Source organism: Streptomyces sp. NBC_01296, from assembly GCF_035984415.1.
In the GTDB taxonomy this organism is placed as follows: Bacteria; Actinomycetota; Actinomycetes; order Streptomycetales; family Streptomycetaceae; genus Streptomyces.
In genome coordinates, this window is the sequence record NZ_CP130720.1 from 1,239,077 (window position 1) to 1,266,064 (window position 26,988).

General features: G+C 73.2%; 26 protein-coding genes. 8 read left to right on the plus strand and 18 right to left on the minus strand.

Annotated elements, in window-relative coordinates:
• Nucleotide 1 precedes the first annotated feature (1 nt).
• Nucleotides 2-1,768, plus strand: a complete 1,767-nt coding sequence (locus OG299_RS05965; protein WP_327364465.1) for a S8 family peptidase — start codon at nt 2-4, stop codon at nt 1,766-1,768.
• Between the two features lie 19 nt (nt 1,769-1,787).
• On the opposite strand, the gene OG299_RS05970 is transcribed toward OG299_RS05965, so the two are convergent.
• The 6 genes from OG299_RS05970 to OG299_RS05995 all read right to left on the minus strand — a co-directional run bounded on the left by OG299_RS05970 (nt 1,788) and on the right by OG299_RS05995 (nt 7,113).
• A complete protein-coding gene (locus tag OG299_RS05970; RefSeq protein ID WP_327360777.1) occupies nt 1,788-2,561 on the minus strand; it encodes an alpha/beta hydrolase family protein in 774 nt (257 codons plus the stop codon).
• Entirely contained in the window at nt 2,558-3,202 is a 645-nt protein-coding gene (locus OG299_RS05975) for a hypothetical protein (RefSeq protein ID WP_327360778.1), read from the minus strand. The genes OG299_RS05970 and OG299_RS05975 overlap by 4 nt, the downstream gene beginning before the upstream one ends.
• A gap of 76 nt (nt 3,203-3,278) precedes the next feature.
• Nucleotides 3,279-3,953 (minus strand): (2Fe-2S)-binding protein, encoded by a 675-nt coding sequence (locus tag OG299_RS05980; protein WP_327360779.1) that lies wholly within the window; start codon nt 3,951-3,953, stop codon nt 3,279-3,281.
• Nucleotide 3,954: 1 nt separating this feature from the next.
• Nucleotides 3,955-4,503 (minus strand): hypothetical protein, encoded by a 549-nt coding sequence (locus OG299_RS05985; RefSeq protein WP_266635768.1) that lies wholly within the window; start codon nt 4,501-4,503, stop codon nt 3,955-3,957.
• Between the two features lie 35 nt (nt 4,504-4,538).
• A complete protein-coding gene (locus OG299_RS05990) occupies nt 4,539-5,801 on the minus strand; it encodes an SIS domain-containing protein (RefSeq protein WP_327360780.1) in 1,263 nt (420 codons plus the stop codon).
• Nucleotides 5,802-5,871: 70 nt separating this feature from the next.
• Nucleotides 5,872-7,113, minus strand: a complete 1,242-nt coding sequence (locus OG299_RS05995) for an MFS transporter (protein ID WP_327360781.1) — start codon at nt 7,111-7,113, stop codon at nt 5,872-5,874.
• A gap of 545 nt (nt 7,114-7,658) precedes the next feature.
• Between OG299_RS05995 and OG299_RS06000 the strand changes: the two genes are divergently transcribed.
• Nucleotides 7,659-8,345, plus strand: coding sequence for a GNAT family N-acetyltransferase (locus OG299_RS06000; protein ID WP_266635762.1), 687 nt, complete (start codon nt 7,659-7,661; stop codon nt 8,343-8,345).
• Between the two features lie 83 nt (nt 8,346-8,428).
• On the opposite strand, the gene OG299_RS06005 is transcribed toward OG299_RS06000, so the two are convergent.
• Genes OG299_RS06005 through OG299_RS06015 form a run of 3 tightly spaced genes read right to left on the minus strand, consistent with a single transcriptional unit; the run spans nt 8,429 to nt 11,699 of the window.
• The gene (locus OG299_RS06005; RefSeq protein ID WP_327360782.1) at nt 8,429-9,457 is read right to left on the minus strand and encodes a TolB family protein; all 1,029 of its coding nucleotides are present in this window, start codon (nt 9,455-9,457) and stop codon (nt 8,429-8,431) included.
• A gap of 47 nt (nt 9,458-9,504) precedes the next feature.
• The gene (locus tag OG299_RS06010) at nt 9,505-10,815 is read right to left on the minus strand and encodes an MFS transporter (RefSeq protein ID WP_327360783.1); all 1,311 of its coding nucleotides are present in this window, start codon (nt 10,813-10,815) and stop codon (nt 9,505-9,507) included.
• A gap of 2 nt (nt 10,816-10,817) precedes the next feature.
• A complete protein-coding gene (locus OG299_RS06015; RefSeq protein ID WP_266635756.1) occupies nt 10,818-11,699 on the minus strand; it encodes an alkaline phosphatase family protein in 882 nt (293 codons plus the stop codon).
• 259 nt (nt 11,700-11,958) lie between these two features.
• Between OG299_RS06015 and OG299_RS06020 the strand changes: the two genes are divergently transcribed.
• Nucleotides 11,959-13,203, plus strand: coding sequence for an alpha/beta hydrolase (locus OG299_RS06020; protein ID WP_266635754.1), 1,245 nt, complete (start codon nt 11,959-11,961; stop codon nt 13,201-13,203).
• Here OG299_RS06020 and OG299_RS06025 read toward each other — a convergent pair.
• Nucleotides 13,181-14,635 carry a carboxylesterase/lipase family protein gene (locus tag OG299_RS06025; protein ID WP_266635751.1) on the minus strand — a complete coding sequence of 485 codons (1,455 nt, stop codon included), beginning with the start codon at nt 14,633-14,635 and terminating at the stop codon, nt 13,181-13,183. The genes OG299_RS06020 and OG299_RS06025 overlap by 23 nt on opposite strands.
• Nucleotides 14,636-14,774: 139 nt before the next feature.
• Between OG299_RS06025 and OG299_RS06030 the strand changes: the two genes are divergently transcribed.
• Both OG299_RS06030 and OG299_RS06035 read left to right on the plus strand, forming a co-directional pair.
• The gene (locus OG299_RS06030) at nt 14,775-15,125 is read left to right on the plus strand and encodes a hypothetical protein (protein WP_266635749.1); all 351 of its coding nucleotides are present in this window, start codon (nt 14,775-14,777) and stop codon (nt 15,123-15,125) included.
• Between the two features lie 81 nt (nt 15,126-15,206).
• On the plus strand, nt 15,207-15,485 hold the full coding sequence (locus tag OG299_RS06035) for a chaplin (RefSeq protein WP_327360784.1): 279 nt from the start codon (nt 15,207-15,209) through the stop codon (nt 15,483-15,485).
• A gap of 144 nt (nt 15,486-15,629) precedes the next feature.
• On the opposite strand, the gene OG299_RS06040 is transcribed toward OG299_RS06035, so the two are convergent.
• The 7 genes from OG299_RS06040 to OG299_RS06070 all read right to left on the minus strand — a co-directional run bounded on the left by OG299_RS06040 (nt 15,630) and on the right by OG299_RS06070 (nt 22,999).
• Nucleotides 15,630-16,493 (minus strand): tyrosinase family protein, encoded by an 864-nt coding sequence (locus OG299_RS06040; RefSeq protein ID WP_266635745.1) that lies wholly within the window; start codon nt 16,491-16,493, stop codon nt 15,630-15,632.
• A 47-nt stretch (nt 16,494-16,540) separates the two neighbouring features.
• The gene (locus OG299_RS06045; RefSeq protein WP_266635743.1) at nt 16,541-16,906 is read right to left on the minus strand and encodes a tyrosinase family oxidase copper chaperone; all 366 of its coding nucleotides are present in this window, start codon (nt 16,904-16,906) and stop codon (nt 16,541-16,543) included.
• A 101-nt stretch (nt 16,907-17,007) separates the two neighbouring features.
• Nucleotides 17,008-18,249 (minus strand): cytochrome P450 family protein, encoded by a 1,242-nt coding sequence (locus tag OG299_RS06050; protein ID WP_327360785.1) that lies wholly within the window; start codon nt 18,247-18,249, stop codon nt 17,008-17,010.
• Nucleotides 18,250-18,320: 71 nt separating this feature from the next.
• Nucleotides 18,321-19,553 carry an FAD-dependent oxidoreductase gene (locus OG299_RS06055; protein WP_327360786.1) on the minus strand — a complete coding sequence of 411 codons (1,233 nt, stop codon included), beginning with the start codon at nt 19,551-19,553 and terminating at the stop codon, nt 18,321-18,323.
• Nucleotides 19,554-19,722: 169 nt separating this feature from the next.
• Nucleotides 19,723-20,835 (minus strand): acyl-CoA dehydrogenase family protein, encoded by a 1,113-nt coding sequence (locus OG299_RS06060; RefSeq protein WP_327360787.1) that lies wholly within the window; start codon nt 20,833-20,835, stop codon nt 19,723-19,725.
• Nucleotides 20,832-22,025, minus strand: a complete 1,194-nt coding sequence (locus OG299_RS06065; RefSeq protein ID WP_327360788.1) for an acyl-CoA dehydrogenase family protein — start codon at nt 22,023-22,025, stop codon at nt 20,832-20,834. The genes OG299_RS06060 and OG299_RS06065 overlap by 4 nt, the downstream gene beginning before the upstream one ends.
• A complete protein-coding gene (locus OG299_RS06070) occupies nt 22,022-22,999 on the minus strand; it encodes an NADPH:quinone oxidoreductase family protein (RefSeq protein ID WP_266635733.1) in 978 nt (325 codons plus the stop codon). Before OG299_RS06070 ends, OG299_RS06065 begins: the two co-directional genes overlap by 4 nt.
• A 188-nt stretch (nt 23,000-23,187) precedes the next feature.
• On the opposite strand from OG299_RS06070, the gene OG299_RS06075 reads away from it, so the two are divergent.
• The 3 genes from OG299_RS06075 to OG299_RS06085 are packed head-to-tail and all read left to right on the plus strand — an operon-like array spanning nt 23,188 to nt 26,131.
• Nucleotides 23,188-24,345, plus strand: a complete 1,158-nt coding sequence (locus OG299_RS06075; RefSeq protein ID WP_327360789.1) for a hypothetical protein — start codon at nt 23,188-23,190, stop codon at nt 24,343-24,345.
• A 49-nt stretch (nt 24,346-24,394) separates the two neighbouring features.
• On the plus strand, nt 24,395-25,294 hold the full coding sequence (locus OG299_RS06080) for an SDR family oxidoreductase (RefSeq protein WP_266635729.1): 900 nt from the start codon (nt 24,395-24,397) through the stop codon (nt 25,292-25,294).
• 36 nt (nt 25,295-25,330) lie between these two features.
• Nucleotides 25,331-26,131, plus strand: coding sequence for a hypothetical protein (locus tag OG299_RS06085; RefSeq protein WP_327360790.1), 801 nt, complete (start codon nt 25,331-25,333; stop codon nt 26,129-26,131).
• Here OG299_RS06085 and OG299_RS06090 read toward each other — a convergent pair.
• A complete protein-coding gene (locus tag OG299_RS06090; protein WP_327360791.1) occupies nt 26,118-26,951 on the minus strand; it encodes an enoyl-CoA hydratase/isomerase family protein in 834 nt (277 codons plus the stop codon). The genes OG299_RS06085 and OG299_RS06090 overlap by 14 nt on opposite strands.
• Nucleotides 26,952-26,988 lie beyond the last annotated feature (37 nt).

Genomic DNA, 26,988 nt, shown 5'->3' on the forward strand with positions numbered 1-26,988 from the left:
CGTGCTCGCCGCCACGCTCGGCGCAGCCCTCGCCTTCGGGGCACCCGCCGCGCTCGCCGGCACCGCCCCGGTCTCCCCGTCCGGCCAGTCCGTCCCGTCCGCCCCCGCCAAGGCTGCGGCCGCGGCGCCGACCTCCCAGAGTGCGACCTGGGTTGCCGGCACCCGCGCCTACCTGGTGATCACCGCCCCCGGTGACAGCTCTGCGGTCCGTTCCGCCGTCGCTGCCAACGGCGGCACCGTCTTCTCGAACTTCGACGCCATCGGCGTGATCGTCGCCCACTCCTCCTCCGCCGGCTTCGCCACGGCGATGCGCGGGGTCGGCGGGGTCCAGCAGGTCGGGGCCACCCGCACCTCGGACGTTCCGGCCGATGCCTACAACCCGGCGCTGCCCGCCAACCCGGCGCAGTCGGCGACCCCGGCCGGCGAGCCCGTCCGCGCCGACATGAGCCAGATCAAGGCGGACCAGGCCTGGGCCGTCACCACCGGCTCCGCCTCCGTCAAGGTCGGCATCCTGGACACCGGTGTGGACGACCAGCACCAGGACCTGGCGCCGAACTTCAACGCGGCCGACTCCGTCTCCTGCGCGTACGGCAAGCCGGACACCCGTACGGGCGCCTGGCGGGACGTGGACACCCACGGCACCCACGTCGCGGGCACCATCGCGGCCGCCAAGAACGGCAAGGGCGTCGTCGGCGTGGCCCCCGGCGTGAAGATCTCCGCGGTCCGCGTCGCCGAGCCGGGCAACTCGTTCTTCTTCGCCGAGAACACCATCTGCGGCTTCGTGTGGGCCGGTGACCACGGCTTCAAGGTCACCAACAACAGCTACTACACGGACCCGTGGCAGTTCAACTGCCCGGACAACATCGACCAGGCCGCCATCATCGAAGGCGTCAAGCGCGCCCAGGAGTACGCGGAGGGCAAGGGCTCCCTCCAGGTCGCCGCGGCGGGCAACGAGGACTACGACCTCGCCCACAAGACGACCGACTCCGCGAGCCCGAACGACTCGACGCCGGTCACCCGCACCATCACCAACGCCTGCCTCGACATCCCGACCGAGCTCCCGGGCGTCGTCACGGTCGCGGCGAACGGCACCGGTACCACCAAGGCCTCGTTCTCGAACTTCGGCTCGGGCGTCATCGACGTCGCGGCCCCGGGCAGCGACGTCTACTCCACCCTGCCGGGCGGCAAGTACGGCACCAAGAGCGGCACGTCAATGGCCACCCCGCACGTCGTGGGCGTCGCGGCGCTGCTCGCCAGCACCAACCCCGGCATCACCCCGGCGCAGCTGCGCGACAAGCTGGCCACCCAGGCCAACGACATCGCCTGCCCCTCGGACAACCGCTGCACCGGCACCGCGGCCAACAACTCGTTCTTCGGCGAGGGCCAGGTCGACGCGCTGAAGGCGGTCGGCTCCACCCCGCCGCCCGGGAAGTACTTCGAGAACCTCGGCGACTTCGCGATCAACGACAACGCCACCGTGGAGAGCCCCATCACCGTCAGCGGGGTGACCGGCAACGCGCCGGCCACCCTCAAGGTGGGCGTGGACATCAAGCACACCTACATCGGTGACCTCAAGGTCGACCTGGTGGCACCGGACGGCACCGTCTACACCCTGAGCAACCGGGCCGGCGGCGGCACCGACAACATCGTCCAGAGCTTCACCGTCAACGCCTCCTCCGAGGTCGCAGGCGGCCTCTGGAAGCTCCGTGTGAACGACAACGCCAACGCGGACACCGGCAAGATCGACGCCTGGAACCTCACGTTCTGAGGTCCGTCGAGCTGAAGCACTAACGCTGCAGGACGTCGGCGAGCCAGTCGAAGACGACGTCGCAGTGCTGCTGCGGGGCCATCGGGGAGCAGTGCAACTGCGCCCCGGTGGCCGCCGTCAGTTTCACGTACTCGCGCTTGGAGCGCAGCAGCTCGTACATCTGCCGGGGCTGGCCGGGGTAGAACTGCTCGAAGTCGTAGTCGAGGACCAGCGTCGGCGCCTTGATCCGCGGCACGACCTTGGTGATGTCGAGCCCGATCGCGACCTGCGCGGGAGTCCAGAGGTCCTTGAACACCCGGCCGGCGCGCGCCTCGCGCAGGGCCTCCCGCGAGAAGATCTCGAAGCGCTTCTTGACCGTGGTGGCGAGTTCCGGGGTGAGTTCGGGGACGACGTCCTCGTTCCAGACGCGGTTGGTCTCCGCCTTGTCGGCGGTGACGATGTCGCGGATCTCCTTGTCGAAGCCGAGCCAGGGGTTCGGCGCTCCGGGCATGCACACCACGGCCGCGAGCCGGGGCTCGAAGGCGGCGGCCCGGGCGACCAGGTTCCCGCCCATGCTGAGGCCGGTGATCGCGATCCGGCTGCTGTCGACGTCCCCCCGGGCATCGAGCCAGTCGACGAGCGGGGCCACCACCTGCTCCCACCGGGTGGTGAAGGGGATCTCCTCGACGAACAGCAGCTGTCCCTGGCCCGGGCCGTCGTAGACGACCGCGTTCCAGCCCCGCCCGAGGGCGGCCGCGACGCCGTAGGTCCACATGTCCAGGTTCTGCCCGTCGCTGCCGTTGGTGAGGATCACCGTCGGGCGGGGCTCGTCCCGGTCGTCGGGCCGGAAGAACCAGACCGGCAGGCGGGTCTTCGCGTACGGGACCTGCGCGCGGACGGCGGCCGGGGAGCAGAGCCGGGCGAAGGCGTCCCAGGCCTTGCGGCCGGCCAGGTAGACCGCCTCCTCGTCGCCGGGGCTGCGGGTGCCGAGGACGTAGAACAGGGCCTGGGCGTAGTACTGCGCGGCCCGCAGCGAGCGGAACGGCGGGTCTGCGAGGGGGTTTCGCCACCGTGCCGGCCTGCGGCCGGGGGCGCGGCGAGCCGGTCGCCCCAGGCGCGGAAGGTGTCGGTGAAGGTCTGCGCGGACAGCCCGGCGGTATTGATGGCGTTGACGGCGGTGAGCACCTCGCCCACCTCGGAGGCGCGCATGCCGGCCGCGCCGAGCGCGAGGAGCCCGGCGAAGTTGTACCCGGGGTCGTCGAACAGCTTCATGGCTCCCGGCGAGGGGTCGGGGGCCGCCGCAGCCGCCCGGGGCGTGGCGGCCGCACAGCCGGCGGCGGCGCCGACGGCGAGGGTTCCGGCGCCTGCGGCGAGGCCGGTCAGGGCGGCGCGCCGGGACAGCACCCAGGAGGTCTCCGGGCGGGGCTGCGGCTGCGGTGGGCGAGCGTGCGTCATGGCAGGGACCGTAGGAGGCGGCCCCGGCGGATCGGTGCCCGCCACACCCTCGGCTGCTCCGAACGGCCCTGTCCGGCTACCTGGTCCGCAGCACGCAGTCGCCGCAGAGTCCGCCGCCGGGCACCTGGTAGTAGAGGCAGCAGCTGCGCCGTACGAAGGCCACCCCGAGCCCCTCTTCGTGGATGAAGGTGCCGGTCCCGCCGAGCGCCCCGCCCTCGGCCAGCAGCTCGGCGGCCATGGACACCGCCGGGCCGCCCGGGACCCGGTCGATCAGCACCCGCAGCGCCCCGACCAGCCCCGACGCGGCGTTCCCGCGCAGCACCTTGGGCGACACCCCGTACCGCTCCCGCAGGCGCGCGTCCAGGACACCGAGGTTGCCGAGCACGCTCTCCCCGAGCGCCGCGGCCGGCAGCGCTCCCGCAGCGGGCTCGGGCAGCCACAGCTCCAGCGACCCCGCCGCGGGCAGCCGCCACCACACCCGCTCGGCCCCCAGGTCCGGGATCCGCCCGCCCAGCGCGGCGCAGCCCAGGCCCAGCGACCACAGCCGCGAGGCGATCCCGAACTGCGCGGTCGACGCCGCGACCCGGCCGGAACCGCTCCGGATCCGCCGCCCCACCTCGGCGACGTACGGCTCGAGTTGCGCCCCGTAGAGCTCGCCGAGCGGCCGGAAACCGTCCCCGGGCGGCTCCTTCCCGTACGGCACGGCGAAGAAGGGCCCGACGGCGGCCAGCCGGCGCAGTACGTCCTCCACCTCAGGCTCCGTATCCGTCGTCGGGCAGAGCAGGGTCGGCCGCCGGGCACTCCCGGTGGTCCAGGGCGTACGAGGAGACCGTGTGCAGCAGCCAGTCCTCCGCGATCGGCTCCGTGTCACAGCAGCGGGCCACGAAGACGAAGCTCACCATGGTCTGCGGCACGGGCTCCGCGTAGAGGGTCCGCTGCTCGGGCAGCCGCTCGGACCACTCGGTACGCCACGCGACCCCGGCGTCGGCGAGCGCCGCGGTGAGCCGCGACTCGGTGACGGACACCGGTCCGCGGTACGACTCCCCCGCGCCAGGGCCCGGGATCTCCAGCGCGTCCCGCCAGGTGTCCACGCTCATCGAGTGCAGCAGTCGGCACCGGCAGTACACGTTCTCCAGGCTCCCGTGATGGAACCAGTGCGGCCACCGCCGCCCCTTGTGCACCGGCCACGAGCAGTCCGGCTCGCCGTGCACGGCCACCAGGTCGTGCAGGTGCGCGCCGACGTGGAAGGCACCGAGCCTCCCCGTGGCCGCGAAGCGGGCCAGTTCCGTCACGAAGTCCATGCACGGATGATCTCAGGTGGCCACGGTCCGGCGGCTCACGGCCTGCACGGGGCGACCGGCGCCGGAGGCCGGGCGTTCCTCGCGGCAGCCCTGGGGTCGGGCCACTTCGTGTCGTCGTGGGCGAAGACGAACGACTCGATCGGTACGCCCCGTTCGGCGCTGAGCCGGGCCACCAGCTCCTGCAGGACCACCGTCTCCAGCACCACGCGCACGGCGTCCGGCACCTCGGGCAGGCGGATCACCGACAGGCTGTCCGCCGGCTCGACCCGGGCCGTCGTCAGCAGCAGCGTGAGGTGCCCGGCGCCGGCCAGCGAGCGGGCCAGCTCGATCTCGCGGCCGTCACCGAAGACGAGGTGGAGGGTGTTGCCCGCCGACTCCATCTCCCCGTGCAGGTAGTTGCGGGTCGCCGAGGCGGCCGCGGTCATCCGGACCACCTCGCGCAGCAGCAGCGCCCCCTCCTCGGCCGAGGCGCACGAGGCCCCGGCCGCCACCGTGTCGGAGGCGATGCAGCGGGCGCCGCGCTCGCGCAGGCCCGCGACCACCTCGGCAGCCTGCCCGTGGACTGCCGCGGTCTGCTCGGCGATGTCGCCCCACGGGTCCTGCGCGCGGCCCGCGACGGCCCCGGCGATCAGGTCGAGGGCGACGACCGTGCCGGTGTAGCCGATGGTCGAGGCGTACGAGTCGGGCTCGTTGCCGAGGCCGACAGTGAGGTCGGCGAGCTCGCCGAGCCGCGACGGTAAGACGTTGAGCAGCGCGGTCCGCGTGATGCCGGGGGCGGCGGACCGGCAGGCGGCGACGGTCTCGCGGCTGCGGCCGCCCTGGGAGACCGCGATCAGGCAGTCGGTGTCGAAGCCGGCGGTGCCGGTCTCGATCTCGCTGGACAGGACGCGCTGGGTGACGACCCCGGCCTTCCGCAACTGCTGTACGGGGACGGCGAGGGCGGCGTACGAGGCGCCGATGCCGGTGAACAGGGGGCGACGGGCGGCGCGCAGCGCGGCGCGCTCCGGGGCGGCCAGCTGGCTGCGGACGCGGTCGGCGATCCGGGCGAGGGCGGCGCCCTGGCCGGCCTGGCCCTCGAGGAAGGTGATGCGGGATCCGGACATGGTGGGGGGTGTCTCGTCTTTCCGTGAAGCGCTGTGCGGGAACGGTGTGTTGGGGACGGTAAGGGGCAGGCGGCGGGACCGGGCGCCGGCCGCCGCGTCCTGCGCGCGCTCCCGGCCCGCGGTCGCCGGGCCGGACGTCGCGAACGCCCAGCGGAAGAGCGCGCGGGCGACCGCGGCGAAGGCGCGGCCCGCCACGGTGGAGCCAAGGATGACCGGTGCCCGCGAAGTTGACGACCGTCCCCGGCCGGACCGCCGCCGCCTGCGGCTACGGCGCCCCTACGACGGCCCCCGCGGGCTCGGTCCCCCGGTGCACCGCCCCGGCCCGGCGGACCGCCGGGCCCATCGCGTACGAGGCGGCCAGCAGGACCGCGCCGAGCAGCAGCCAGCCGGGGATCCCCCAGAGCAGGAGCAGCGAGGTCAGCACCAGCGGTCCCAGGGTCCGCGCGATCGGTACCCCGGTCCCGAAGAAGCCCTGGTACTGGCCGATCCGATCGGCCGGGGCCAGCGAGAAGCCGATCTGCCAGGACCCGGCGGACTGCCGCATCTCGGCGTCCACCTGGAGCACCGCCCCCGCGACGAGCAGCGCCGCGGCCGCCCAGCCCGCCCCGGGCAGCGCCGAGAGGGCGAACACGGCGCACGAGGCGGCCATGACCAGCCCGGACGTCCGGACCGCCCGGCGGGCACGGTCCAGGTCGGTCACGGGCCGCGCCGTCCGCACCTGGAACAGCATCACGGCGACGGTGTTGAGCACGAACAGGGCCGACACCAGCCAGCCGGGGGCGCTGGTGCGCTCGACGATCCACAGCGGGATCGCGAGGCTCAGCAGCGGCATCCTCAGCAGCAGGATCGCGTTCAGCAGCGTGACCAGCGCGTACGGCCGGTCGCGGAGCACCGCCAGCCGCGGCTCCCCCGCCGCCCGCTGCGGTACCGGGGCCACCGCGGGCAGCCGCAGCAGTACGGCGGCGCAGACCAGGAAGCTCACCGCGTCGAGCACGAACACCGCGAGGTAGGCCCGCTCGGTGTCGGCGCTCAGGGCGAGCCCGCCGAGCGCGGCGCCCAGCGCCAGCCCGGCGTTCAGCACGGACTGGAGGTGGGCCAGCACCCCCGTCCGCTCCTGCGGGGCCACGAGCCCCGCGAGCAGCGCCTGCCGGGCGGCCGCCAGCCCGCACTGGGCGGTGGCGTAGACGACGACGGCGAGCAGGAAGGCCCAGAACGAGCGGATGAACAGGAACGAGGACACGGAGGCGGCGGTGGCCAGCGCCAGCAGCACCGAGGTGCCGCGCGGGCCGCGCCGGTCGGCGAGCGCCCCCAGCGGAACGCCCGCGACCGAGCCGACCGCCCACGCGAGCGTCAGCCCGAGGCCGATCTGGGTGGGCGAGAGACCGACCACCCGGGTGAAATAGAGGGCCGAACACACGTAGTAGGCGCCGTCTCCGACGGAATTGCTCAGCTGGGCGGCGGCCAGTCGGCGCGGGGCCCCGGGCGGGGGCAGGATCCGTATCGTCACCTGCCCATTGGACCAGCCGGATGGCCCAACGGATCGGTCCAATTCGACCCCGTCCTGCCGGGCCACTTGGTGCAGGGCGCCAAGCGCTGCCGGGCACGGCCCCGGCACCTGCCCGCGGACACGTCACCGACGGCCGTCCGTTCGATCTCCGGGCGGTCGGGGAGGGGACCGGGATCATCCGCCCGGCCGACGGCCGGGGCCTTCCGCGGGCACGTCCGGGCTTTCTCACATCCTCACAGGTCAGAGGTTGTTTGTACGGCAGCTGGAAGCCGTCGGGACCGCCGTCCGGGGGGCCCTTGCCGTGTGGTGGAACGGACGTCCGCGGACCAGGATTACGGGCACTCCGGGCCGGGGACCAAAGTGATCGAAAAAGATGGCCGCGACGTTGCCAATTTGGGGGTTCATGAGAGGAGATTTAGGGGCTACATTGAGCCACTCGCGTTCACCTGACAGCCCGTTGCCTTTCACTCGTGTTTTGCACGGGGGGCGACGTCAGGAGCGCACACTGTGCAACCACCCCACCGCCCAGAAGGACCGAAGGCTCCGTGCCCGTACCCGTACTCCTCGCCGGCCGCAGCGTGCGGCTCGAGCCCCTCGCCCCCCACCACACCGAGGCCTTGGCCCTGGCCGGGGCCGAGGATCGTACGACTTACGCCTTCACCCCCGTACCCCATGGGGTGCAGGCGTCCCACGAGTACATCGACCGCGCCCTCGCAGATCAGGCGGCGGGTCGATCACTCCCCTTCGCGGTGGTGAGAGCCACCGACGGCCGGGTCGTCGGTTCGACCCGGTTCCTGGAACTCGACTACTGGCAGGGACCGCTGGTGTGGCCCGCGGTGCCGGGCGTCCCGTTCGGCGATCCGGCGACGGCGATCCCCGATGCCGCCGAGATCGGCAATACCTGGCTGTCCCCGGGCGCCCAGGGGACGGGCATCAACACCGAGGCGAAGCTGCTCATGCTCCGCCACGCCTTCGAGACCTGGGGCGTGCGCCGCATCTCGCTGCGCGCCGACGCCCGCAACGGGCGCTCGCGCGCCGCGATGGAGCGGCTCGGGTTCACCTGCGAGGGGGTCCGCCGGGCCCATTCGCGGGGGCTCGACGGTGCCGTGCGCAGTACCGCCTTCTACTCGATCCTCGACGAGGAGTGGCCGGCCGTGCGGTCGATCATCGAGCTGAGGCTGTCCGCGGGGGCCCAGCGCAAGCGGCGACGCAAGACGCTGATCCCGGCGTAACGGTCCTGCATTCGGCGTAACGGTCCGGCGCGGCGGCGCATCGGTCCCGGCAGCGGCCCCCGCCCCGGCCCTTCCCCACGGCGTCAGCCGAGGAAGGCCGGGGCGAGGGCCGAGGTCATCAGAGGGGCGGGAGTCCCGCTGCCGTCGGCCGGTACGGCGTACAGGTCGGCGCCGAAGTCTCCGGGCAGGGAGTAGACGACCGTCCTGTCGTCCGTCCACACCACCTGGTCGTCCACGCTGCGCTCCTCCGCGAGCGGGGTCTCCTGCATCGAGGCCAGGTCCAGGACGTACAGCCGCCACGGGGCGTCGGCCGACAGGCCGGGCACCCGCTTCTTGAACACCAGCCGGGTCCCGTCGGGCGACAGCGACGGGCATTCCAGGTTCTCGCGGAGCGTGGTCACGGTGCGTTCGGCGAGGTCGCCGCGGACCAGGTAGGTCTGGCCGCCGGTCGCGAGCGTCGCGTAGAAGGTCCGCTCGTCGGCGGCGAAGGTCACGCCCCAGAAGTTGACGTCGGTGTTGCGGTACGCCTTGCCGTCCTTGCGGATCGCGAAGTCCTCCAGCGAGGCGTCGAGCTTGCCGGTGCGCAGGTCGAGCAGCGAGGTGCGGGTGGAGAAGTTCGTCCCGGCGTACGAGTCCCCGCCGACGAAGACCGTCCAGGCGACGAGGTGTCCGCCGGGCGAGACCCGGGCGCGGGTGGGGATGCCGGCCAGCGGGTGCGCGGAGACCTCCTTGAGGTGCGCGTCGAGGACGACGGCCCGGTAGCTCTCCTGCACCCCTCCCTTGTCGGCCTGGAGGCAGATCCCGGTCCCGGCGGCCGCGTAGAAGCGCAGGCAGCTCACGCCGGAGGCGGTACGGGGGCCCTGGGGGGCATCGGCGGGGACGGTGGCGAGCTCGTCGCGGTGCGGGCCCCACGCCATGTTCCGGAACACGATCCGCCGCTCGGCCCCGCCCGGGGCCAGGGTCACCTCGCCCCGGGTGATCTGCGGCCCGCCGGCCCGGGTCTGGTTCTTCTCCTCGGCCCGCGAGGAGGCCCGTACGACGGCGAGCACCCCCACCGCGGCGAGCAGTACGACGGCGGAGACGAGGATCAGGATCCGGCGTTGGAGGGTCATGGGGGGCCTTTCGGGGATGTGGGGGAACTTCGGAGGCGGCTGAGCCCTCAGCCGGCCCGCGCCTCGGCGGCGGACTCGCCGGCCATCGCGTCCGCGGGGCGCAGCAGGGCGCACACGCCGGCCGCGGCGGCCAGCAGCACGGCGGCGACCGCGAGGGCGGGGCGGGCGCCCCAGACGGTCCAGGCTGCGCCGAAGCCCAGCGAGGCGGCGAACCGGGCGAGGGCCTGGCCGGTCTGGACGAGGGCGAGGCCGCCGCCGCGGTGCTCCTCGGGCACGGCTCCGGCGGCCGCGGCCATCAGGACGCCGTCCGTGGCCGCGTAGAAGCCGCCGTGCAGCAGGAGCACGGCGTACGGCAACGCCGTGACGTGGGCGTGGCCCGCGCCGCCGACCAGCAGGAGCCCGTACGCGAGGAGCAGCGCGAGGTGGCCGCCGAGGAAGACGCGCCAGCGGCCGATCCGGTCGGCGAGCCGGCCGAGCGGCAGCGCGAGCAGGAAGAACGCGGCGGCGGTGCCCAGTGGCAGCAGCGCGAACCAGCGGTCGGCGATCCCGGTGGCGCGCTGGAGCAGCAGGAAGACGAAGGCGTCGCTGACGGTGCACAGCCCGAGCAGCAGCGCGCACAGGCCGATCCGGCGCAGGTCCCGGCGGCCGAGCAGCCCGAGGGCGGCGCGCAGCGAGACGGGCTCCGCACCGGGCGCGGGTGCGGTGCGGCGGCCGGGGACGAAGAGGACGAGGACGAGCACGCCGAGGGCGGCGACGCAGCCGCTGACCGTGAAGACGGCGTCGTAGCCGTCGGCGGCGCCGCGCAGGATCAGGAAGGCGAGGATCGGCCCGATCAGGGCGCCGGCGGTGTCCATGGCCCGGTGGACCCCGAAGGCCCGGCCGCGGTCCTCGGGAGCGGCGGCCAGGGAGATCAGCGCGTCGCGGGGGGCGGTGCGCAGGCCCTTGCCGGTGCGGTCGAGGGCGAGCACCGCGCCGATGGCGGGCAGGGTGTGGGCGAGCAGGAGCAGCGGTTTGCACAGGGCCGAGAGGCCGTAGCCGAGGCCGGCGAGGGCCTTGTGGCGGCCGAAGCGGTCACCGAGGTGGCCTCCGGTGAGCCGGACCAGCGCGCTGATGCCGTTGTAGAGCCCGTCGAGCAGCCCGAAGCCGAGCGGGGACAGGCCGAGGCCGGCGACGAGGTAGAGGGGGAGCACGGCCGTGACCATCTCGGAGGAGACGTCGGTGATCAGGCTGACCGTGCCGAGGGCGAGCACCGTGGGGGCGAGCGCGGCGCGCCGCCCCGGGCTGGTGCCCGGGGCGACGGCCTGCGGCTCGGGGGTCACGGCGGGCGCGGGAGTACCGCGACTGTCCGCAACGTACATGGTCAGGAGGTCCAGATACCCGTGATGTCCTTGGCGGTGGCCGCGTTCCCGGCGTGGGTGGTCAGGCCGGCCAGGCCCTCCAGGGTGCGCAGCATGTCGTAGTGGTTGTACGTGGTGCCCGAGGTGCTGCCCGGGGTGACGGGCTGGCCGTAGAGCACGGTCGGGATCTTGTTGCCGGAGAGCCGGTTGTCCTCGTCGAAGGTGACGACGAGCAGGCTGTTGTGGGTCTTGGCCCAGTCGGCGTAGGCCTTGAGGTTGTTCTTGAGCCAGGTGTCGCCGGTGCCGACGGAGCAGTCGTGCATGTCGCTGCACAGGTTCGGGACGACGAAGGACACCTTGGGCAGGGTGGTGTAGTCCGTCGGGAACTGGGTCATGGTCTTGGCCGTGCTGGTGGGCACGTTGGAGAAGGCGAACCACGGGTTGTGCTTGCGGGCGTACTTGCCGCTGCTGCACGTGGTGGAGCCCTGGCTGGGGAGGGTCTCGTTGTAGCTGCCCCAGCTCTTGCCCGCGGCGATGAGCTCGGAGGCCAGGTTGGGCGCGGAGCTGAAGCCCGGCGTGTAGCAGCTGTCGTCGGTGACGCCCTGGTTCGAGCCGGAGAACAGCTGGAGGTAGTTGGGCTGGCTGGGGTGCGTGATGCCGAACGACTGCGTGAGGTTGGCGCCCCCGCTCTTGAGGGAGTTGATGTACGGGGCGCTGGAGCTGCCGATGACCTGGTTGTAGGCGTGGTTCTCGAAGACCACGACGACGACGTGGTCGGGGGCCGGCAGGCCGGCCGCGTGCGCGGGCTGGGCGGAGCCGATGCCGGCCCACAGGGCCGTACCTGCGGCGGTGAGGCCGAAGGCGGCGGCGAGGGCGGTCTTGCGGCGGGACCGTGAAGAGGGCATGCCAAACACGGAAGATACCTCCGGGCAGGGGGGTCTGGGGGCGGCGCGGACGCACCATACCCAGGGGCATGTGCATGGGCCAGGGACGTGCGGCGAACAGACCGGGAACTCCGGTGGCCATCCCGGTGTTAGGCAACGTCCGGCCCTCGGTCAACCCAAGAGCAGGGAAAATGGGGAACCACTGAGCACGTAGGCTCATCCTTCGAACAAGAAGAGACCACCCCCCGACGGGGCAGCACCAGCCGGAGAGCAACCGCACATGTCGTACTCACCCGACGGACAGCACCAGCCGTACCGGTCGGAAGGGCAGTACCAGCAGCAGCCCTACGGCACTTCGTACGCGCAGCCGTACGAACCCCAACAGCACCACGAGCCCCCGTACGGGCCACCGCAGCCGCCGTACGGCGGGTATGAGGAGCCCGAGGACGACCGCCGCCGTCCGCGCCGGGGCAGGCGCTGGCTGATCGCGGGTGTCTCCGTCCTCGCGCTCGCCGGCATAGCCGCCGGGGTGATGTACCACTTCGAGATACCCCCCTTCACCGACAAGGGCAAGGACATCTCCTTCGGCCAGCCGGCCGCGGGCGGCGGCCAGGCGGGCGGCGCCGACGGCACTGCGAAGCAGGCGGCCAACTCCAAGGCCCTGATGCCCACCGGCCCGAAGTCCGAGTTCAAGAACTCGATGACCCTGGCCGACGGCACGCACGTGGCCGTCACCACGCTGGACGGCAAGAAGTCCGGCTTCAAGGGCAAGGTGTGGGTCTGGGCTCCGAAGGAGTACAACGACCCGAAGTTCGCCAAGAGCGGCTTCCCGGTCATGATCGCCCTGCCGGGCGGCGCCGGCTACCCGAACAACTACTGGATGGGCACCGACCTGGGGCTCCAGACGAGCATCAGCAAGTGGTACGCCGAGGGCAAGAGCAAGCCGTTCATCCTCGCCATGCCCGTGCTGAACCCGGGCCCGGACGACAAGGGCATCTACTGGGACGGCTCCGACATCCCCGACCAGCCGAAGATGGGCACCTGGCTGACCGAGGACGTCCCGGACCTGATGAAGGCGAACTTCCGCACCATCAAGTCCCGTGACGGCTGGGCCTACATGGGCTCCTCCACCGGCGGCTTCGCGAGCCTGAAGGCCGTGCTCAAGTACCCGGACAAGTTCAAGGCCGCGATCTGCTCCGGCCCGGACATCGTGCCCGACTCCTCGCTCTGGAAGGGCCACGAGAAGGAGAAGGCCGAGAACAACCCGGAGTTGCTGGCGAAGGCCATGCTCGAGAAGAAGGGCTCTCCGGACGTCTACCTCGCCTTCCAGGTCGGCGACAACGAGAGCAACAAGAAGACGTTGCCCGATGTGCAGAAGTTCGTCGCGACGTACGGCAAGGGGCCGATCCACACCAGCCTGAGGGTCATCCCCGGCGGCCAGCACAACGCCAAGACCTACGTCCCGAACATGGGTGAGGGCCCGATCGAGTTCATCAGCAAGGTCATGGAAGGACCGGTGGAGTAACCGCCGGTTCGACCGACTCCACGCGCTGCGGCCCGCCGAACACCATCGGCGGGCCGTTGCCGTCCCAGGCCGCCCAGCCCGGGTTCCCGGTCGCGGCGAAGCGCACCCAGGCCGCGTGCATCCGGTCGGCCAGCTCCTGCGGGGCGTCCGGCCCGGCCAGCCAGGAGGCCTCCGGCACGTCGAGCGTGTCGAAGACGAAGCCCAGCTCCAGGGCGTGACAGGCGCCGAGCCCCGGAACGCCGGACGGCCAGCCGAACTCGTACAGGAAGCTCGAGGCGGTCCGCCGCGCCCCGGCGAGCCGGCGCAGCGGGTCGCGCAGCAGCCGGTCGGTCAGCAGCTGCCCCGCGAGCTCGGCCGGGCCCGCCCCGGGCCGTGCGGCGCGCAGCGCCCGTACGGCGGCCCGGTCCTTGCCGCTGCGGGCGCGGGCCAGGGCCACGGTGAGCGGACCGAACCGGTCCATCAGCCGGAGCGCGCCGGTGGGGGCGAGCCAGAGCCGGTACTCCTCGGTGGTCCAGCCCAGCAGCAGCGGGACCTCCGTCGCCGCCGCGGCCTCGAGCGGGTCGCCGGGGAGCGTGGCCTGGTCGGCGACCAGGCCGAACGCGGGGCCTGCGACCAGCGGGCTGGAGCGGCGCAGCACGGCGCCCTGGGCGGCGAGCAGGTCGGGCAGGGCGGTGGCGGCGAAGGCCTCCGCGGTCGCGGGCACCTTCAGGAGGGAGGCCATCCGCCGGACCATGGCGCGCACCTTCTCACGCGGCAGCACCTCGGGGGCGCCGCTCTGCAGCGCGGCCTGCGCGAAGAGCCCGGCGGCACGCGGGGCGCCGAGCAGGGCGCCGACGCTGATGGCCCCGGCGGACTCGCCGAAGACGGTGACGCGGGCGGGGTCCCCGCCGAAGGCCTCGATGTTCTCCCGGACCCAGGTCAGGGCGGCGATCTGGTCGAGCAGGCCGCGGTTGGCGGGGGCGTCGGGGAACAGGCCGTAGCCGAGGACGCCGAGGCGGTAGTTGACCGAGACGAGCACGACCCCGTCGCGGGCGAAGGCGGAGCCGTCGTAGACGGGGACGGCCGAGGAGCCGCGGGTGAGCGCCCCGCCGTGCAGCCACACCATGACCGGCAGCCGGGCTCCGGGGGCCGGGGCCGGGGTCCACACGTTGAGGTTCAGGCAGTCGTCCCCGGGGACCTCCGGGTCGGGCAGCAGCGCGGCGAACTTCGGCGGGTAGGGCACCTTGGGCGCGGTGGGACCGAAGGCGCCGGCGTCGCGTACGCCGTCCCAGGCGGCCGGGGGCTCGGGCGCGGCGAAGCGGAGGGCGCCGACGGGCGGGGCGGCGTACGGGATGCCCCGGAAGGCGGCGATGCCGTCCGGCCCGGTCCGGCCCTCGACCGTGCCGTACCCGGTCCTGACCCGGGGCCGGCCGCTGCCGCCCGCTGCGCTCATCGTTTCCGCTCCTCCGCCGACTCCGGTGAATCCGGTGAATCCGGTGAATCCGCTGTTCCTCTTCCCGGGCACGGTCGCACAGGCCTGCGACGGGTGACAAGGCGTGACCCGGTCGGGTGCGGGCCGGGTTGGACCGGCCATGCGATCGATGCGTATCCACCCCGGCGTCCGCGGCTTCGCCCGGGCCGGCGCGGTCCCCCTGCTCCTGCTCGCGGCCGCGGGCGCGGCGCAGGCCGCAGGGCCCGACTTCCAGTACGTCGGCCAGGACGACAAGGTCCACGGGCTGACCGACCCGCGGGGCTGCGTCGCGGCGAAGGGCGGCGGTCAGAAGGCCGTCACCAACGCCACCCGCAGCACCGCGACCCTCTACCGCGGCGCGGGCTGTACGGGTGACGTCGTGGCGGTCCTGCAGCCGGGTGCCGGGGGCCAGATCGAGCCGTTCTTCGCCTCCGTGCGCTTTTCCTTCATCAGTAAGGCCCAGCGGCCGTGACCGCTGGGCTCCCGCTGCGTTGTATGCCATGTCAAATGCCGCAGCTCCGTTGTGGCACCCCAATCTCACGAGGAGATCTTGATGTCGCGTATCGCGAAGGCAATCGCCGTCACCGCTGTTGCCGGTAGCGCCCTGGCCGCCGGTGCCGGTCTGGCCGTCGCCGATGCCGGAGCGCACGGTGCGGCGGTCGGCTCCCCCGGTGTCCTGTCGGGCAACCTGGTCCAGGTTCCGGTCCACGTCCCGGTCAACGTCTGCGGCAACACCGTGAACGTGATCGCCCTGCTGAACCCGGCGTTCGGAAACACCTGCGTCAACGCGTCGGGCGGCGACAAGCACCACACCGAGGGCTACGGCAACTGATCGTCTGCGCCTGTCGGCCGGCTTGACCGGTTGGACCGAGGACTGAGGACTGAGGGCCCCCGCCGTACGGCGGGGGCCCTTCTTCCGTTCCGCCGTACGGCTGAAGCGTCTTTCGTTCCGCCGTCCGGCTGAACGGCCGGCCTTTCATTCGTAGCGGTAGATGCCCTGGTGGCTGAGCATGTCGCGCGGCGTGATGTTCCACGGCGGCATCGGCTCGTCGAGCGAGATGACCCGGCCGCGCTGGAGGTCGCCCAGTTCGAGCGGGGCCGCGGGCAGGTAGCCGGAGACCGGGTGCTTCAGCTGCCAGCGGTCCCAGAGCAGGTCCACGAAGGCGTGGTGCAGCCAGAACGCCGGGTCGTTGGGGGCCGTACCGCCCGTCATGTGGCCGCCGATCCACTGGTGCACCTTGTTGTGGTTGCGCCAGCGCTCGCTCTTCGGCGCGGCCCAGCCCTCCAGCTTGTTGCGGAAGCCGCCGCCCTGCGCCGTGGAGTCCCAGGGCGAGGTGTCGTACGTCGGGTCGTCGAGCGCCCACTGGAGCTCGGCCGCGGTGGGCAGGGCGATCGGGTTCTGCGGCCGGCCGAGGTTGCGGGTTAGGAAGCGGGCCTCCGTGATGCCCACGGTGATCTCCCAGTTGCCCTTCTCGTGGGCGAACGGACCGGTCAGCACCCGGCGGTCGCTCTCCCGGCCGGTGCCGCCGAGGAAGTCATCGGCCCAGAGGGAGGAGACCGGGCTGCTGTCCGTGGTCCAGTCCCAGTACGGGACCGAGACGCCCGGGTCGACGTCCTGGAGCAGCCGCTCGAACTCGAGCAGGTAGCGCCGGTGCCAGGGGAAGAAGGACGGGGACATGTGCCCGACGCGGAGCTTGCTGTCCTTGTCGGGCACGAAGTACTTGCCGTGGGTGCGCACGAGTTGGTCGTACGTGCCGTTGCGCTTGAGCTCCAGCACGGCCGCCGTGAACCGCTTCTTCTGAGCGCTGGTCAGGTCCTTCTGATTCTGCCGGGTGTACATGCGGGGCTCCTCCCGTTCCGTCCTGCGCCGTCCCGTCCGTCCGTCCGTCAGCCGTGGTGGGGGGCTGCGAGCGCCAGCTGGTTGGTGCCGAGTTCGTCGACGGCGGCGCGGGCGAGTTCCAGCGGGCTCTCGAACGACTGGAAGTGGTTGATCCCGCTGAGGTAGCTGCCGTCGGCACGGCGCATGACGTGCAGGGGGCGGCCGTCGATGCGGACCCCGGCGAGGTCGACGGCGATGTGCCGGCCGCGGTACGTCTCCTCGGTGAGGGGCGCCGGGGTGAGGGTCTGCCGGGGGCGGCGGGCACGCAGTACGGGTGCCAGGGCCGCGGCTGCGCCGGCGAGCACCGCCGCGGTGAAGGCCGTACGAAGGAACGTGCGGCGGGACGGTACTGCGGAGGCGGGTGTGGCGTACATGTGGTCTCCCTCGCTCGGTGGTCCGCGCTACGGGTCTAACGCGGCGCGGCGGGCGAGGTCACCTCGGCTGCTCAGGGTGCTTGCAGAAGAGGATCGCGGGGCTACGTTCCCCGGGACGGGTCCTGGCCGCCGGGGGTGAAGGTCACCGGCAGGCTCTGGGGGCCGCGCAGTCCGCCCGGGCGCCAGCTGATCTCGTCCGGCGGTACGGCGAGAGCGAGCCCGGGGAGCCGGCGCAGGGCGGTGCCGATGGCGATCTGCCCCTCCAGCCGGGCCAGCGGGGCACCCAGGCAGTAGTGGATGCCGTGCCCGAACGCGAGGTGGGCGTTGTCCTGCCGGGTGATGTCCAGCCGGTCGGGGTCGGGGAACCGCGCCGGATCGCGGTCGGCGACGGCCGAGCCGATCAGCACGGTCGCGCCGCGCGGGATGGTCACGCCCGCGATCTCGACGTCCTCGCGCGCGAACCGGGCGATGCCGGGGCTGACCGGGCCGTCGTAGCGCAGGAACTCCTCGATCGCGCCCGGCAGCAGTTCCGGGTCGGAGCGCAGCAGATCGAGCTGGCCCGGGTGGGCGAGCAGCATGGCGATGCCGCCGCCGATCAGGTTGACCGTGGTGATATATCCGGCGGCCAGCAGCAGGAACACCATGGCGACGAGCTCGTCCTCGGTCAGCTGCTGTTCCTCGTCGCGGGCGGTGACGAGGGCGCTGAGCAGGTCGTCGCCGGGGTGTGCCCGCTTGTCCCGGATGAGCTCGGTGACGTAGCCGCGCATGTGCTGCCACGCCTCGTCCACCACGGCGGGATCCGGCAGCTCCGGGCCCCGCCTGATCATGCGGTCGGTCCAGTGCTGGAAGTCGTGCCGCTCGTCCACCGGCACCCCGAGCAGTTCGCTGATCACCGCGACCGGGAGCGGCAGTGCGAAGTCCGCGACGAGCTCGGCCCGGCCGGCCGGGACGACCGCGTCCAGCAGCCGGTCGGTGATCGCCTGGATCCGCGGCCGCATCCCGGCCACGCGGTGGGCGGTGAACGCCTTGGAGACCAGGCGGCGCAGGCGGGTGTGGTCGGGCGGGTCGCTGCGGAGCATGTTGCTCAGCATCGACTCGCGCTCCGTTGCGGGCAGCTGGCGCAGGATGCGGGTGTCCGAGGCGTCGCGCACGTCGCTGCTGAGGCGGGAGTCGGACAGGGCCGCGAGTCCGTCTTCGTAGCGGGTGACGAGCCAGGCCTCCAGGCCGCCCGCGATGACGGTGCGGCGCACCGGGCCGTCCTCGCGCAGTTGCCGGTACAGCGGGAACGGGTCCGCTACGAAGGCCGGGTCGCCATAGGGCAGAAGGACCGGCTGCTCGCTCATGTCGCCTCCCGAAGCGGATCTTCCTCTCTACGAAGAATGAGGGTATATGCACCGGTATCCGGGATGCCGTTTCAGCGGAGCGATTCCTTCGGGGGCCGTTCGCGCAGCGCCCCGTACCCGATGAAGTAGGCGGGCACCCGGTTCAGCCACCGCGAGTCGGTGACGAGCTCGGTCAGCCGTTCGGCCCGCTGGGGGTGGCCGAAAGCGGTGCGGCCGGCCAGCAGCGGCTCGATGACCTGGGTGTGCGCCAGGCGCTGGAGGCGCTGGGTCGCCACGGTCGTGGGCATGCGGCGGCGCTGTACGCGGCGTACGTCGTGCAGCCCCACGGCGCCCTCGCGCAACGGGCCCACCAGATGGCGGGCCGCGGCCACCGCGTCCTGCACGGCGAGGTTGATGCCGATGCCGAAGACCGGCGACATGGCGTGGGCGGCGTCGCCGATGCACAGCAGCCCCGGCCGGTGCCAGCGGCGCAGCCTGTCCAGCCGTACATCGAGCAGCTTGACCTCGTCCCAGGAGGTGACGGAGTGCGCCCGGTCGGCCAGCCACGGGACGGCTTCCGTGAACTGGGACATGAAACGGTCCAGGCCCTCGGCGCGGCGTTCGGCATCGGTTCCCTTGGGGATCAGCCCCGCGCACTGCCAGTAGTCCCCGCGGTCGATGAGCGCGCTGAAGAACCGCTCGCCCAGGCCTCCCACGAGGCCGCTGGGGTCGTCCTCGTGGCGCGGCAGCCGGAACCACCAGGCGTCCATCGGGCACGGGAAGCCCTCCAGGCCGAGCTCGGGCAGGACCCTGGCGAAGGATCCGCGGCCGTCGCAGGCCACGGTCAGCGTGGCCCTGAGCTCGCCGGTGGCGCCGTCCGCGGTGCGGTACCGCACGCCCGCGACCCTGCCGCGCTCCATCAGGAAGGACGTCGCCTCGGTCTCCATGCGGAGCCGGAAGGAGGGCTCCTTGCCCGCTTCGTCGGCGAGCAGGTCGAGCAGGTCCCACTGCGGAACCATCGCGATGTAGTTGTACTTCCCGTGCAGCGCCCCGATGTTCCCGACCGTGACGAGGGACCGGTCCGGCCCGATGGGCAGCTGCACCGAGGTCACCCGCCGCTGCGGGAGCCGGGCGAACCGGTCGGCGAGGCCGATGTCGTCCAGCAGCGACAGGGTGGACGGGTGCACGGTGTCGCCGCGGAAGTCGCGCAGGAAGTCGCCGTGCTTCTCCAGGACGGTGACCTCCACCCCGGCCCGGGCCAGCAGCAGGGCCAGCACCATCCCGGCGGGCCCGCCTCCCACCACACAGCAGGCCGTATGTTCCACGGCAACCACTCCCTTCGCCGGCATCGGGCAAGCCCCACAGGACGTATACCGCACCCGCGGCGGCGGGGACGGCAGCGACGGCGACGCGCCGCGAGGCGCTGTCACCGCACGCATCCCTCCCCCACCCGGCCGCGGTACGAACCCGATCGCGCGGCGAGAAGGACACGACCTAAGGAGACGGGAGTTCGGCGAAGTCCGCCACGAGGGCGTGGTGGTGGCCGGGGGTGCCCAGGGCCAGCGAATCGGCCTTGGCGCGCTTCAGGTACAGGTGCGCCGGGTGCTCCCACGTCATGCCGATGCCGCCGTGCAGCTGTACGCACTCCTCGGCCGCGCGGACCGCGACCCCGGAGCAGTACGCCTGGGCGACGGCCACCGTGAGCGGGGCGTCGGGGGCCCCGGTGGCCAGTGCGTCCGCCGCGGCGCGGGCCGCCGCCCGGGCCGAGGCCACGTCCAGCCAGAGCTGCGCCAGGCGGTGCTTCAGCGCCTGGAACGAGCCGACCGGCCGGTTGAACTGGTGGCGGCCGCGCACGTGCCGCACCGTCTCCGTCAGGCACCACTCCGCGAGCCCGACCTGCTCGGAGGCCAGCAGTCCGGCCCCCGAGAGCAGTGCTCCGGCGACCGCCGCGCGGGCTGTGGCCGGGTCCGCGAGGCGGGTCCCCGCGGCCCCCTCCAGCGTCACGGTGGCGAGCGGGCGGGTCAGGTCCAGCGGGACCAGCGGGGTCAGCGCGACCTCCGCGGCCGGGACCGCGTACAGCCCCGTGTCCGCGAGGACCAGCAGCACATCGGCGGCCACCGCGTCCGCCACCGAGGTGACGGTGCCCGTCAAGACCCCGCCCCCGGTGTCCCGTACGGCGCCCGGCAGTGGCGCGCCCGGGGCCTGCGTCAGCGGCAGCGCCGGTGCGCACACCTGCCGGCCCGCGGCCAACTCCCCGAGCAGGCCCGCCGCTTCCGGCACCTCGCAGCCGAGCCCGAGGAGGATCTCCGTGGCGAGCACCGCGCTCGTCAGGTACGGCACCGGCGCCACGGCCCGCCCCAGCTCCTCCAGGACCACGGCCGCCTCCCGGTGGCCCGCGCCCTGGCCGCCGAGCTTCTCCGGTACGAGCAGCCCGGCGGTGCCGATCTCGGCGGCGAGCGTGTGCCACAGCTCGGGGTCGTGCGGGCGGCCGGTCTCCGCCCGGGCGAGCACGTCCGCCGGTGTGCACCGGTCGGCGAGCAGTGCCCGTACGGCGGACCGGAGCTCTTCCTCCGTCTCGGAGTACAGCAGGTCGAAGGCGTCGCTCATCGGGCCAGGTCCTTCCAGGCGAGGTCCTTGTCGTCGCGCGGCTCGGCGGGCAGGCCGAGGACGCGTTCGGCGACGATGTTGAGGAGGATTTCGCTGGTGCCGCCCTCGATGCTGTTGCCCTTGGCGCGCAGGTAGCGGTAGCCGGCGTCGCGGCCGGTGAAGTCGACGAGCTCGGGCCTGCGCATCGTCCAGTCCTCGTACAGCAGGCCGTCCTCGCCGAGGAGTTCCACCTCGAGGCCGCTGATCTCCTGGTTGAGGCGGGCGAAGGTGAGCTTCATGCCGGACCCTTCGGGGCCGGGCTGCCCCGCGGCGAGCTGCTGGCGCAGCCGCTCGGCGGTGAGGCGGGCCACCTCGGCCTGGACCCACAGCTGCAGCAGCCGCTGGTGCAGTGCGTGGGTCCGCAGCGCGGGCCGCTCGCGCCAGGCCGCGGCGACGGGCGCGATCATGCCGCCCTCGCGGGGGAGCCGCATGCCGCCGATGGAGACGCGCTCGTTCATCAGGGTGGTGCGGGCGACCGCCCAGCCCTGGCCGACGGCGCCGAGCCGGTGGCTGTCGGGGATGCGGACGCCGGTCAGGAAGACCTCGTTGAACTCGGCCTCGCCGGTGATCTGGCGCAGCGGCCGGACCTCGACGCCCGGGGCGTGCATGTCGCAGAGGAAGTACGTGATGCCCTGGTGCTTGGGCAGCGCCGGGTCGGTGCGGGCGATCAGGATGGCCCAGCGGGCGGTGTGGGCACTGGAGGTCCACACCTTCTGCCCGTCGACGATCCAGTCGCCGGTGCCGCTCTCGCGGACCGCGCGGGTGCCGAGCGCGGCGAGGTCGGAGCCGGCGCCGGGCTCGCTGAAGAGCTGGCACCAGACCTCCTCCCCGACCCACAGGGGGCGCAGGAAGCGCTGCTTCTGCTCCTCGGTGCCGTACGCGAGGATCGTGGGCGCGGCCATGCCGAGGCCGATGCCGATCCGGCGCGGCTCGTTGTCGGGGGCGCCGGCGGCTTCCAGTTCGGCGTCGACGACGGCCTGGAGGGAGCGGGGTGCGCCGAGTCCGCCGAGGCCCTGCGGGTAGTGCACCCAGGCGAGGCCGGCGTCGAAGCGGGCCCGCAGGAAGTCGGCGCGGCCGGTGTCGGCGGGCGGGTGCGCGGCGAGCAGGTCCCGGACGCGGGTGAGCAGCTGGTCGGCGGTGATCGCGGTCATCGGGACACACCCGGCTGCCGGGGCATGGCCAGGACGACCCGGCCGGTGGTGGCGCCGTCGGCGAGGCGCTGCACGGCGTCGGCGACGGCGGGGAGTGCGATGAGTTCGCTGACCAGGGGCTTGATGGCGCCTTCGGCGGCGAGCCGGGTGAGTTCGGCGTGGCAGGCCGGGATCGCGGCCGGGTCCTTGGCCGCGTAGAGGCCCCAGTGGAGGCCGAGGATCGAGTAGTTCTTGACGAGGGCGTGGTTCAGGGCGGGGGCGGGGATGCTGCCGCTCGCGAAGCCGACGACGACGATCCGGCCCTCGAAGGCCACGCACTTGGCGGAGGCGGTGTACGAGTCGCCGCCGACGGGGTCGTAGACCACGTCGGCCCCGCGCCCGCCGGTGAACTCCTTGACCCGGGAGACGACGTCCTCGGTCGTACGGTCGATCACCAGGTCGCAGCCGAGTTCCTCGGCGGTGCGCGCCTTGGCCTTGCCCCCGACGACCCCGATGACGGTGGCCCCGGCGGCCTTGCCGAGCTGGACGGCGGCGCTGCCGACCCCGCCGGCGGCGGCGTGCACGAGCAGGGTCTCGCCCGGCTGGAGGCGCGCCCGGCGGTGCAGGCCGAACCAGCCGGTCTGGTAGCCGATGTGCAGGGCCGCGGCCTCGGCGTCGCTCAGGCTTTCGGGGGCCGGGAGCAGGGCCCGCTCGGACGCGATCACGTACTCGGCGAAGCCGCCGTGGGGCAGGCTCGGGGTGGCGATGACGCGGCGGCCGTCGTCGGTGAGGCCGCAGATCTCGACGCCGGGGGTGAAGGGCAGCGGCGGGCGGATCTGGTACTGGCCGCGCACGAGCAGCGCGTCGGGGAAGTTGAGGTTCGCCGCGAGCACCTGCAGCCGCACCTCGCCCTCGCCGGGGACCGGTTCGGGAATCTCCTCGAGGCGCAGGGCCTCTCGGGGTTCGCCGGGGGTATGTACTCGCCAAGCCTGCATCCGGGGCCTCCAGCCGCCGTCGAGGAACCACGCTCCGCGGGCATACTAAGCGGTCGCTTGCCATCCTGTGAACCCTGGTGCGGGTGATCCACCGGTCGGGCATCATGGCCGTCGTAGATCAACATGCAGATGCCGTACGGCATATGACACGCATCATCAGGGGGACTTCACCAGTGAGCGGAATCGGGATGAGAAGCGTGACGGCCGCGGCAGGGGCCGCCGCCGTGCTCGCGGGGCTGGTCACCGCCGCCGGACCGGCCGCCGCGGCCGCGGCCGGTACGACGGCGTGCAGCCCGGCCATCGAGCTGCTGCCCGCCCTGCCGGGGGCCGGCGGGGGCGCCGTGGCGGGGTTCGGCGCCGGCGGGCTCGTGGTCGGCGACAGCGGCGACCGGCCCGCCTACTGGACGGGCGCCGAGCACACGGTCCACGCCGTTCCGCTGCCCGCCGGCTTCGACCGGGGCAGCATCAAGGCCGTCAGCGCCAAGGGCCTGATGGTGGGCACGGCCACGCGCGACGCGGACCGCGCCCGGGTCACCTTCACCCACCAGAAGGGCGCCGCGACCTCCGAGGCGCTCACCACGCCCGTCGCCGAGGGCCGCGCCGTGGACATCGACGTCAACGAGTCGGGCCGGGTCGTCGCCGTGGACAACGGCGTCGCCAAGGAGTGGGTGAACGGCACGGCCGTGCGCGAACTGCCGGTTCCCGCCGACGCGATCCCCGGCACCAAGGTCGTCTCGCTGAGCGGCATCAACAAGCGCGGTGACATCGTCGGCACCGCCAGCGGCTCCTACTTCGACGCCGAGAACGACATCGAGGTCACCAAGACCTTCCCCGTCGTGTGGCCCGCCGGGGGCGGCTACCCGCCGTACAGCCTCCAGGTGTGGAACGGCTACCACTCCTCGTTCTCCACGATCGGCCGGGACATCGACGACCGCGGGCGCGTGGTCGGCCTGGAGGACTACTACTACCGCAACGACCCGCGGCTGACCCCGGCCGTCTGGAAGAAGCCGTACGACGCGCTGCCCACCGACCCGGGGCGGCTGGCCGGCTTCGGCCACCTGGAGTTCAACGGCAGCAGCCCGACCACGAACGCGGCCGTCGGCACCGCCACCACCTTCGAGGAGAGCTGGCCCAGCAGCTTCCAGGCCGTCTACTGGCCCGGCCAGGGGACCCCGAAGGCACTCCCCTTCCCGGCGGGCGCCCCGGGCGCCAAGCCGCTCAGCCGCGCCTTCGCCGCCACCGACGACGACCGGGTCGGCGGCAGCCTCAGCGACCGGGAATCCGGCACGGGCAGCGCCGTCGTCTGGACCTGCGCGAGCAAGCAGGCCTACGTACCGCAGAGTTGACCCCGTCCCGGGCATGGTGATCTCGGCGCCCGCGCGCTATCGATGCCCCATGACGGACGAGATCCCGCGCGGGCTGCCCGCGCCCCCGCCGCTCGGCACGGCCGCGCTGCCCCCCGGTACGTACGGCGGGCAGGTGGTCCTCGTAACGGGCGGCGGGACCGGGCTGGGCAAGGCCATCGCCGCCGAGTTCGCGCGGCTCGGCGCGGACCTGGTGATCGCGGGCCGGCGCGCCGAGCAGCTGGAGGCGGCGCAGGAGGAGCTGGCGGCCGTCCCCGGCGCGGGCCGGGTGACGTCCGCCGTCTGCGACATCCGGGATCCGGAGCGGATCGCGGAGGTCTTCGACGCGGCGCAGGCGGCGCTCGGCCTGCCGGACGTCCTCATCAACAACGCGGCCGCCAACTTCCCCTGCCCGGCGGAGGACCTGACGCCGGGCGCCTGGCGGGCGGTGGTCGACACCACCCTGACCGGCACCTGGTTCACGACCCGTGAGTTCGGCCGCCGCCACCTGGCCGCCGCGACACCCGGCTCCCTCGTCAACATCGGCGCCTCGTACGCCTGGACGGGCGGACCGGGCTTCGCCCACAGCGCGGCCGCCAAGGCGGGGGTGAAGAACCTGGTGGAGACGCTCGCCGTCGAGTGGGGCCCGTACGGCATCCAGGTCAACGGCCTCGTCCCCGGCCTGTTCCCGCACGCCGACATGACCGAGGACATCCGCGGCGGGCTGGAGCGGGCCGCACCCGACGCGAAGGACTCCCGCCAACCCGCCCTGCGGGTCGGCGCCCCGCGCGAACTCGGCTGGGCCGCCACCTTCCTGGCCTCCCCCTTCGCCCGGTTCATCACCGGCCACACGCTGGTGGTCGACGGCGCGAACTGGCAGCGCCGCGCCCTGGTCAACCCCGAGGTGATCCCGATCCGTACCCAGCTGGGCCGCGGCCCGTTCACCCCCTGAGCGCCGGTTGTCGGTGGCCGGTGCGAGGATCCGGTCATGTCTCTCGCCGATCTGACCCTTGACCACTGGCGTTCGCTCGACCCGGCCGCCGCCGGGCGCATCGCCCACGAGGCCGCCGCACAGGCGGGCGGCCGGGTGGTGCTGCTCGACACCGTCGAGCACCTGGGCGGGCCGCTGCACCGCGTACGCATCGAGCGCCGGGGGCAGGAGTTCGCCCTCATACCCGGCGGGCCGGTGCGGCTGGGGTTCGATCCGGACGCCTGGGTGCCGACGCCCGCGCAGAGCGCCGACTACGCGCAGAGCGCGGACGAGGGGTACGGGTACGAGCTCGACCTGAAGTCCTATCTCGCCGAGGTGCTCAGCCCGGTCCGTACCGCGACACCGGCCACCGTGCTCATGGCCGTGGAGGACGAGACGCTGACCGCGCGCCCGGACGCGATGGCGCAGGCTCTCGCGGCGCGCGGGCTGCGGATGCCGAGCGCCGACGAGTGGGAGCACGCCTGCGGGGCCGGTGCGGGCACCCTGTTCCGGTGGGGGAACGAGTGCCCCTTGGACGAGCCCCCGTACGGGGGCGACAGCGCCCTGCGGCACGGACCGAACGCCTTCGGGCTGCACATCGCGTACGACAGCTACGGAACGGAGCTGAGCAGCGACCGGACCGCGGTGCACGGCGGTGACGGCGGCGAGGCCGTGTGCGGCGGATACGGCGACCTGCTCGCGTGGCTGCCGCTGGCCACCGCCAACCGCAACCCGTCCATGGCCGAGTTCGTGTACGGACCGGACGGCGAGGGGATGTACGAGGAGTTCTCGACCCGGCCCGTGTTCAGCCTCCGCTGAAGTGGGGCGGGCGGCGGGCCGCCTTCGCGGTGTAGCCCTCGCGGCAGTCCTCGGAGGTGAGGGTGAGGGCCGCCGTCATCGCGACGCGGTCGAGGGCCGGGGCGAGGGCGGCGTCGGCATAGGCGTCGATCGCACGCTTGATGCCCTGGACGGCGAGGGGGGCGTTGGCCGCGATCTCGGCGGCCAACGCGCGGGCCGTGGTGTCCAGCTCGGCCGGGGGGACGAGCAGTTGGACCAGGTTCAGGCGGTACGCCGTCGCGGCGTCGATGCGGCGGCCGGTCAGCGCCAGGAACTTGGCCCAGCCCGCGCCCGCCTCGCGGGCGATCCGCAGATCTCCGCCCGCGTCCACCGCCACGCCGAGCTGCGCCTCCGGCAGGGCGAAGACGGCGTCCTCGGCGGCGACGCGGAGGTCGGCCATCAGGGCCAGCTCGAAGCCGAAGCCGAGGCAGTAGCCCTGTACGGCGGCCACCACCGGCTGCGGGAGCCGGGAGAGCACGGCGAAGCGCTCGTGGACCCAGCGGATGCCCTCGTAGTAGTTGCGGGTCCGCTCGGCGGCCGTCGCCCCCGTGATGTCACCGCCGGGGGCGGTCACGTCGATGCCCGCGCAGAAGGCCCGGCCCTCGGCCCGCAGCAGGACCACCCGTACGGCCGGATCGAAGCGGATCCGGTCGGCGAGCAGGCCCAGCTGGCGGGTGGACTCCCAGCTCCAGCCGTTGAGCCGGTCGGGGCGGCAGAGGGTGAGGACCGCGATCCCGTCCGCGACCTCCAGACGGATGCGCTCCTCACCCTCCGCGATGTCGTTGCCGATGGTGTCGATCACCGAACGACCCGCCCCCCTGACGAGAACTGATGAGCCG

Bases quoted from the DNA above. Each gene is read 5' to 3' on its own strand.
- OG299_RS05975 (WP_327360778.1), bottom strand. From the start codon at position 3,202: ATGACGCACGCTCGCCCACCGCAGCCGCAGCCCCGCCCGGAGACCTCC.
- OG299_RS05985 (WP_266635768.1), bottom strand. From the start codon at position 4,503: ATGGACTTCGTGACGGAACTGGCCCGCTTCGCGGCCACGGGGAGGCTC.
- OG299_RS06005 (WP_327360782.1), bottom strand. From the start codon at position 9,457: ATGACCCTCCAACGCCGGATCCTGATCCTCGTCTCCGCCGTCGTACTG.
- OG299_RS06010 (WP_327360783.1), bottom strand. From the start codon at position 10,815: ATGTACGTTGCGGACAGTCGCGGTACTCCCGCGCCCGCCGTGACCCCC.
- OG299_RS06015 (WP_266635756.1), bottom strand. From the start codon at position 11,699: ATGCCCTCTTCACGGTCCCGCCGCAAGACCGCCCTCGCCGCCGCCTTC.
- OG299_RS06020 (WP_266635754.1), top strand. From the start codon at position 11,959: ATGTCGTACTCACCCGACGGACAGCACCAGCCGTACCGGTCGGAAGGG.
- OG299_RS06025 (WP_266635751.1), bottom strand. From the start codon at position 14,635: ATGAGCGCAGCGGGCGGCAGCGGCCGGCCCCGGGTCAGGACCGGGTAC.
- OG299_RS06030 (WP_266635749.1), top strand. From the start codon at position 14,775: ATGCGATCGATGCGTATCCACCCCGGCGTCCGCGGCTTCGCCCGGGCC.
- OG299_RS06035 (WP_327360784.1), top strand. From the start codon at position 15,207: ATGTCGCGTATCGCGAAGGCAATCGCCGTCACCGCTGTTGCCGGTAGC.
- OG299_RS06040 (WP_266635745.1), bottom strand. From the start codon at position 16,493: ATGTACACCCGGCAGAATCAGAAGGACCTGACCAGCGCTCAGAAGAAG.
- OG299_RS06045 (WP_266635743.1), bottom strand. From the start codon at position 16,906: ATGTACGCCACACCCGCCTCCGCAGTACCGTCCCGCCGCACGTTCCTT.
- OG299_RS06050 (WP_327360785.1), bottom strand. From the start codon at position 18,249: ATGAGCGAGCAGCCGGTCCTTCTGCCCTATGGCGACCCGGCCTTCGTA.
- OG299_RS06060 (WP_327360787.1), bottom strand. From the start codon at position 20,835: ATGAGCGACGCCTTCGACCTGCTGTACTCCGAGACGGAGGAAGAGCTC.
- OG299_RS06065 (WP_327360788.1), bottom strand. From the start codon at position 22,025: ATGACCGCGATCACCGCCGACCAGCTGCTCACCCGCGTCCGGGACCTG.
- OG299_RS06070 (WP_266635733.1), bottom strand. From the start codon at position 22,999: ATGCAGGCTTGGCGAGTACATACCCCCGGCGAACCCCGAGAGGCCCTG.
- OG299_RS06075 (WP_327360789.1), top strand. From the start codon at position 23,188: ATGAGAAGCGTGACGGCCGCGGCAGGGGCCGCCGCCGTGCTCGCGGGG.
- OG299_RS06080 (WP_266635729.1), top strand. From the start codon at position 24,395: ATGACGGACGAGATCCCGCGCGGGCTGCCCGCGCCCCCGCCGCTCGGC.
- OG299_RS06085 (WP_327360790.1), top strand. From the start codon at position 25,331: ATGTCTCTCGCCGATCTGACCCTTGACCACTGGCGTTCGCTCGACCCG.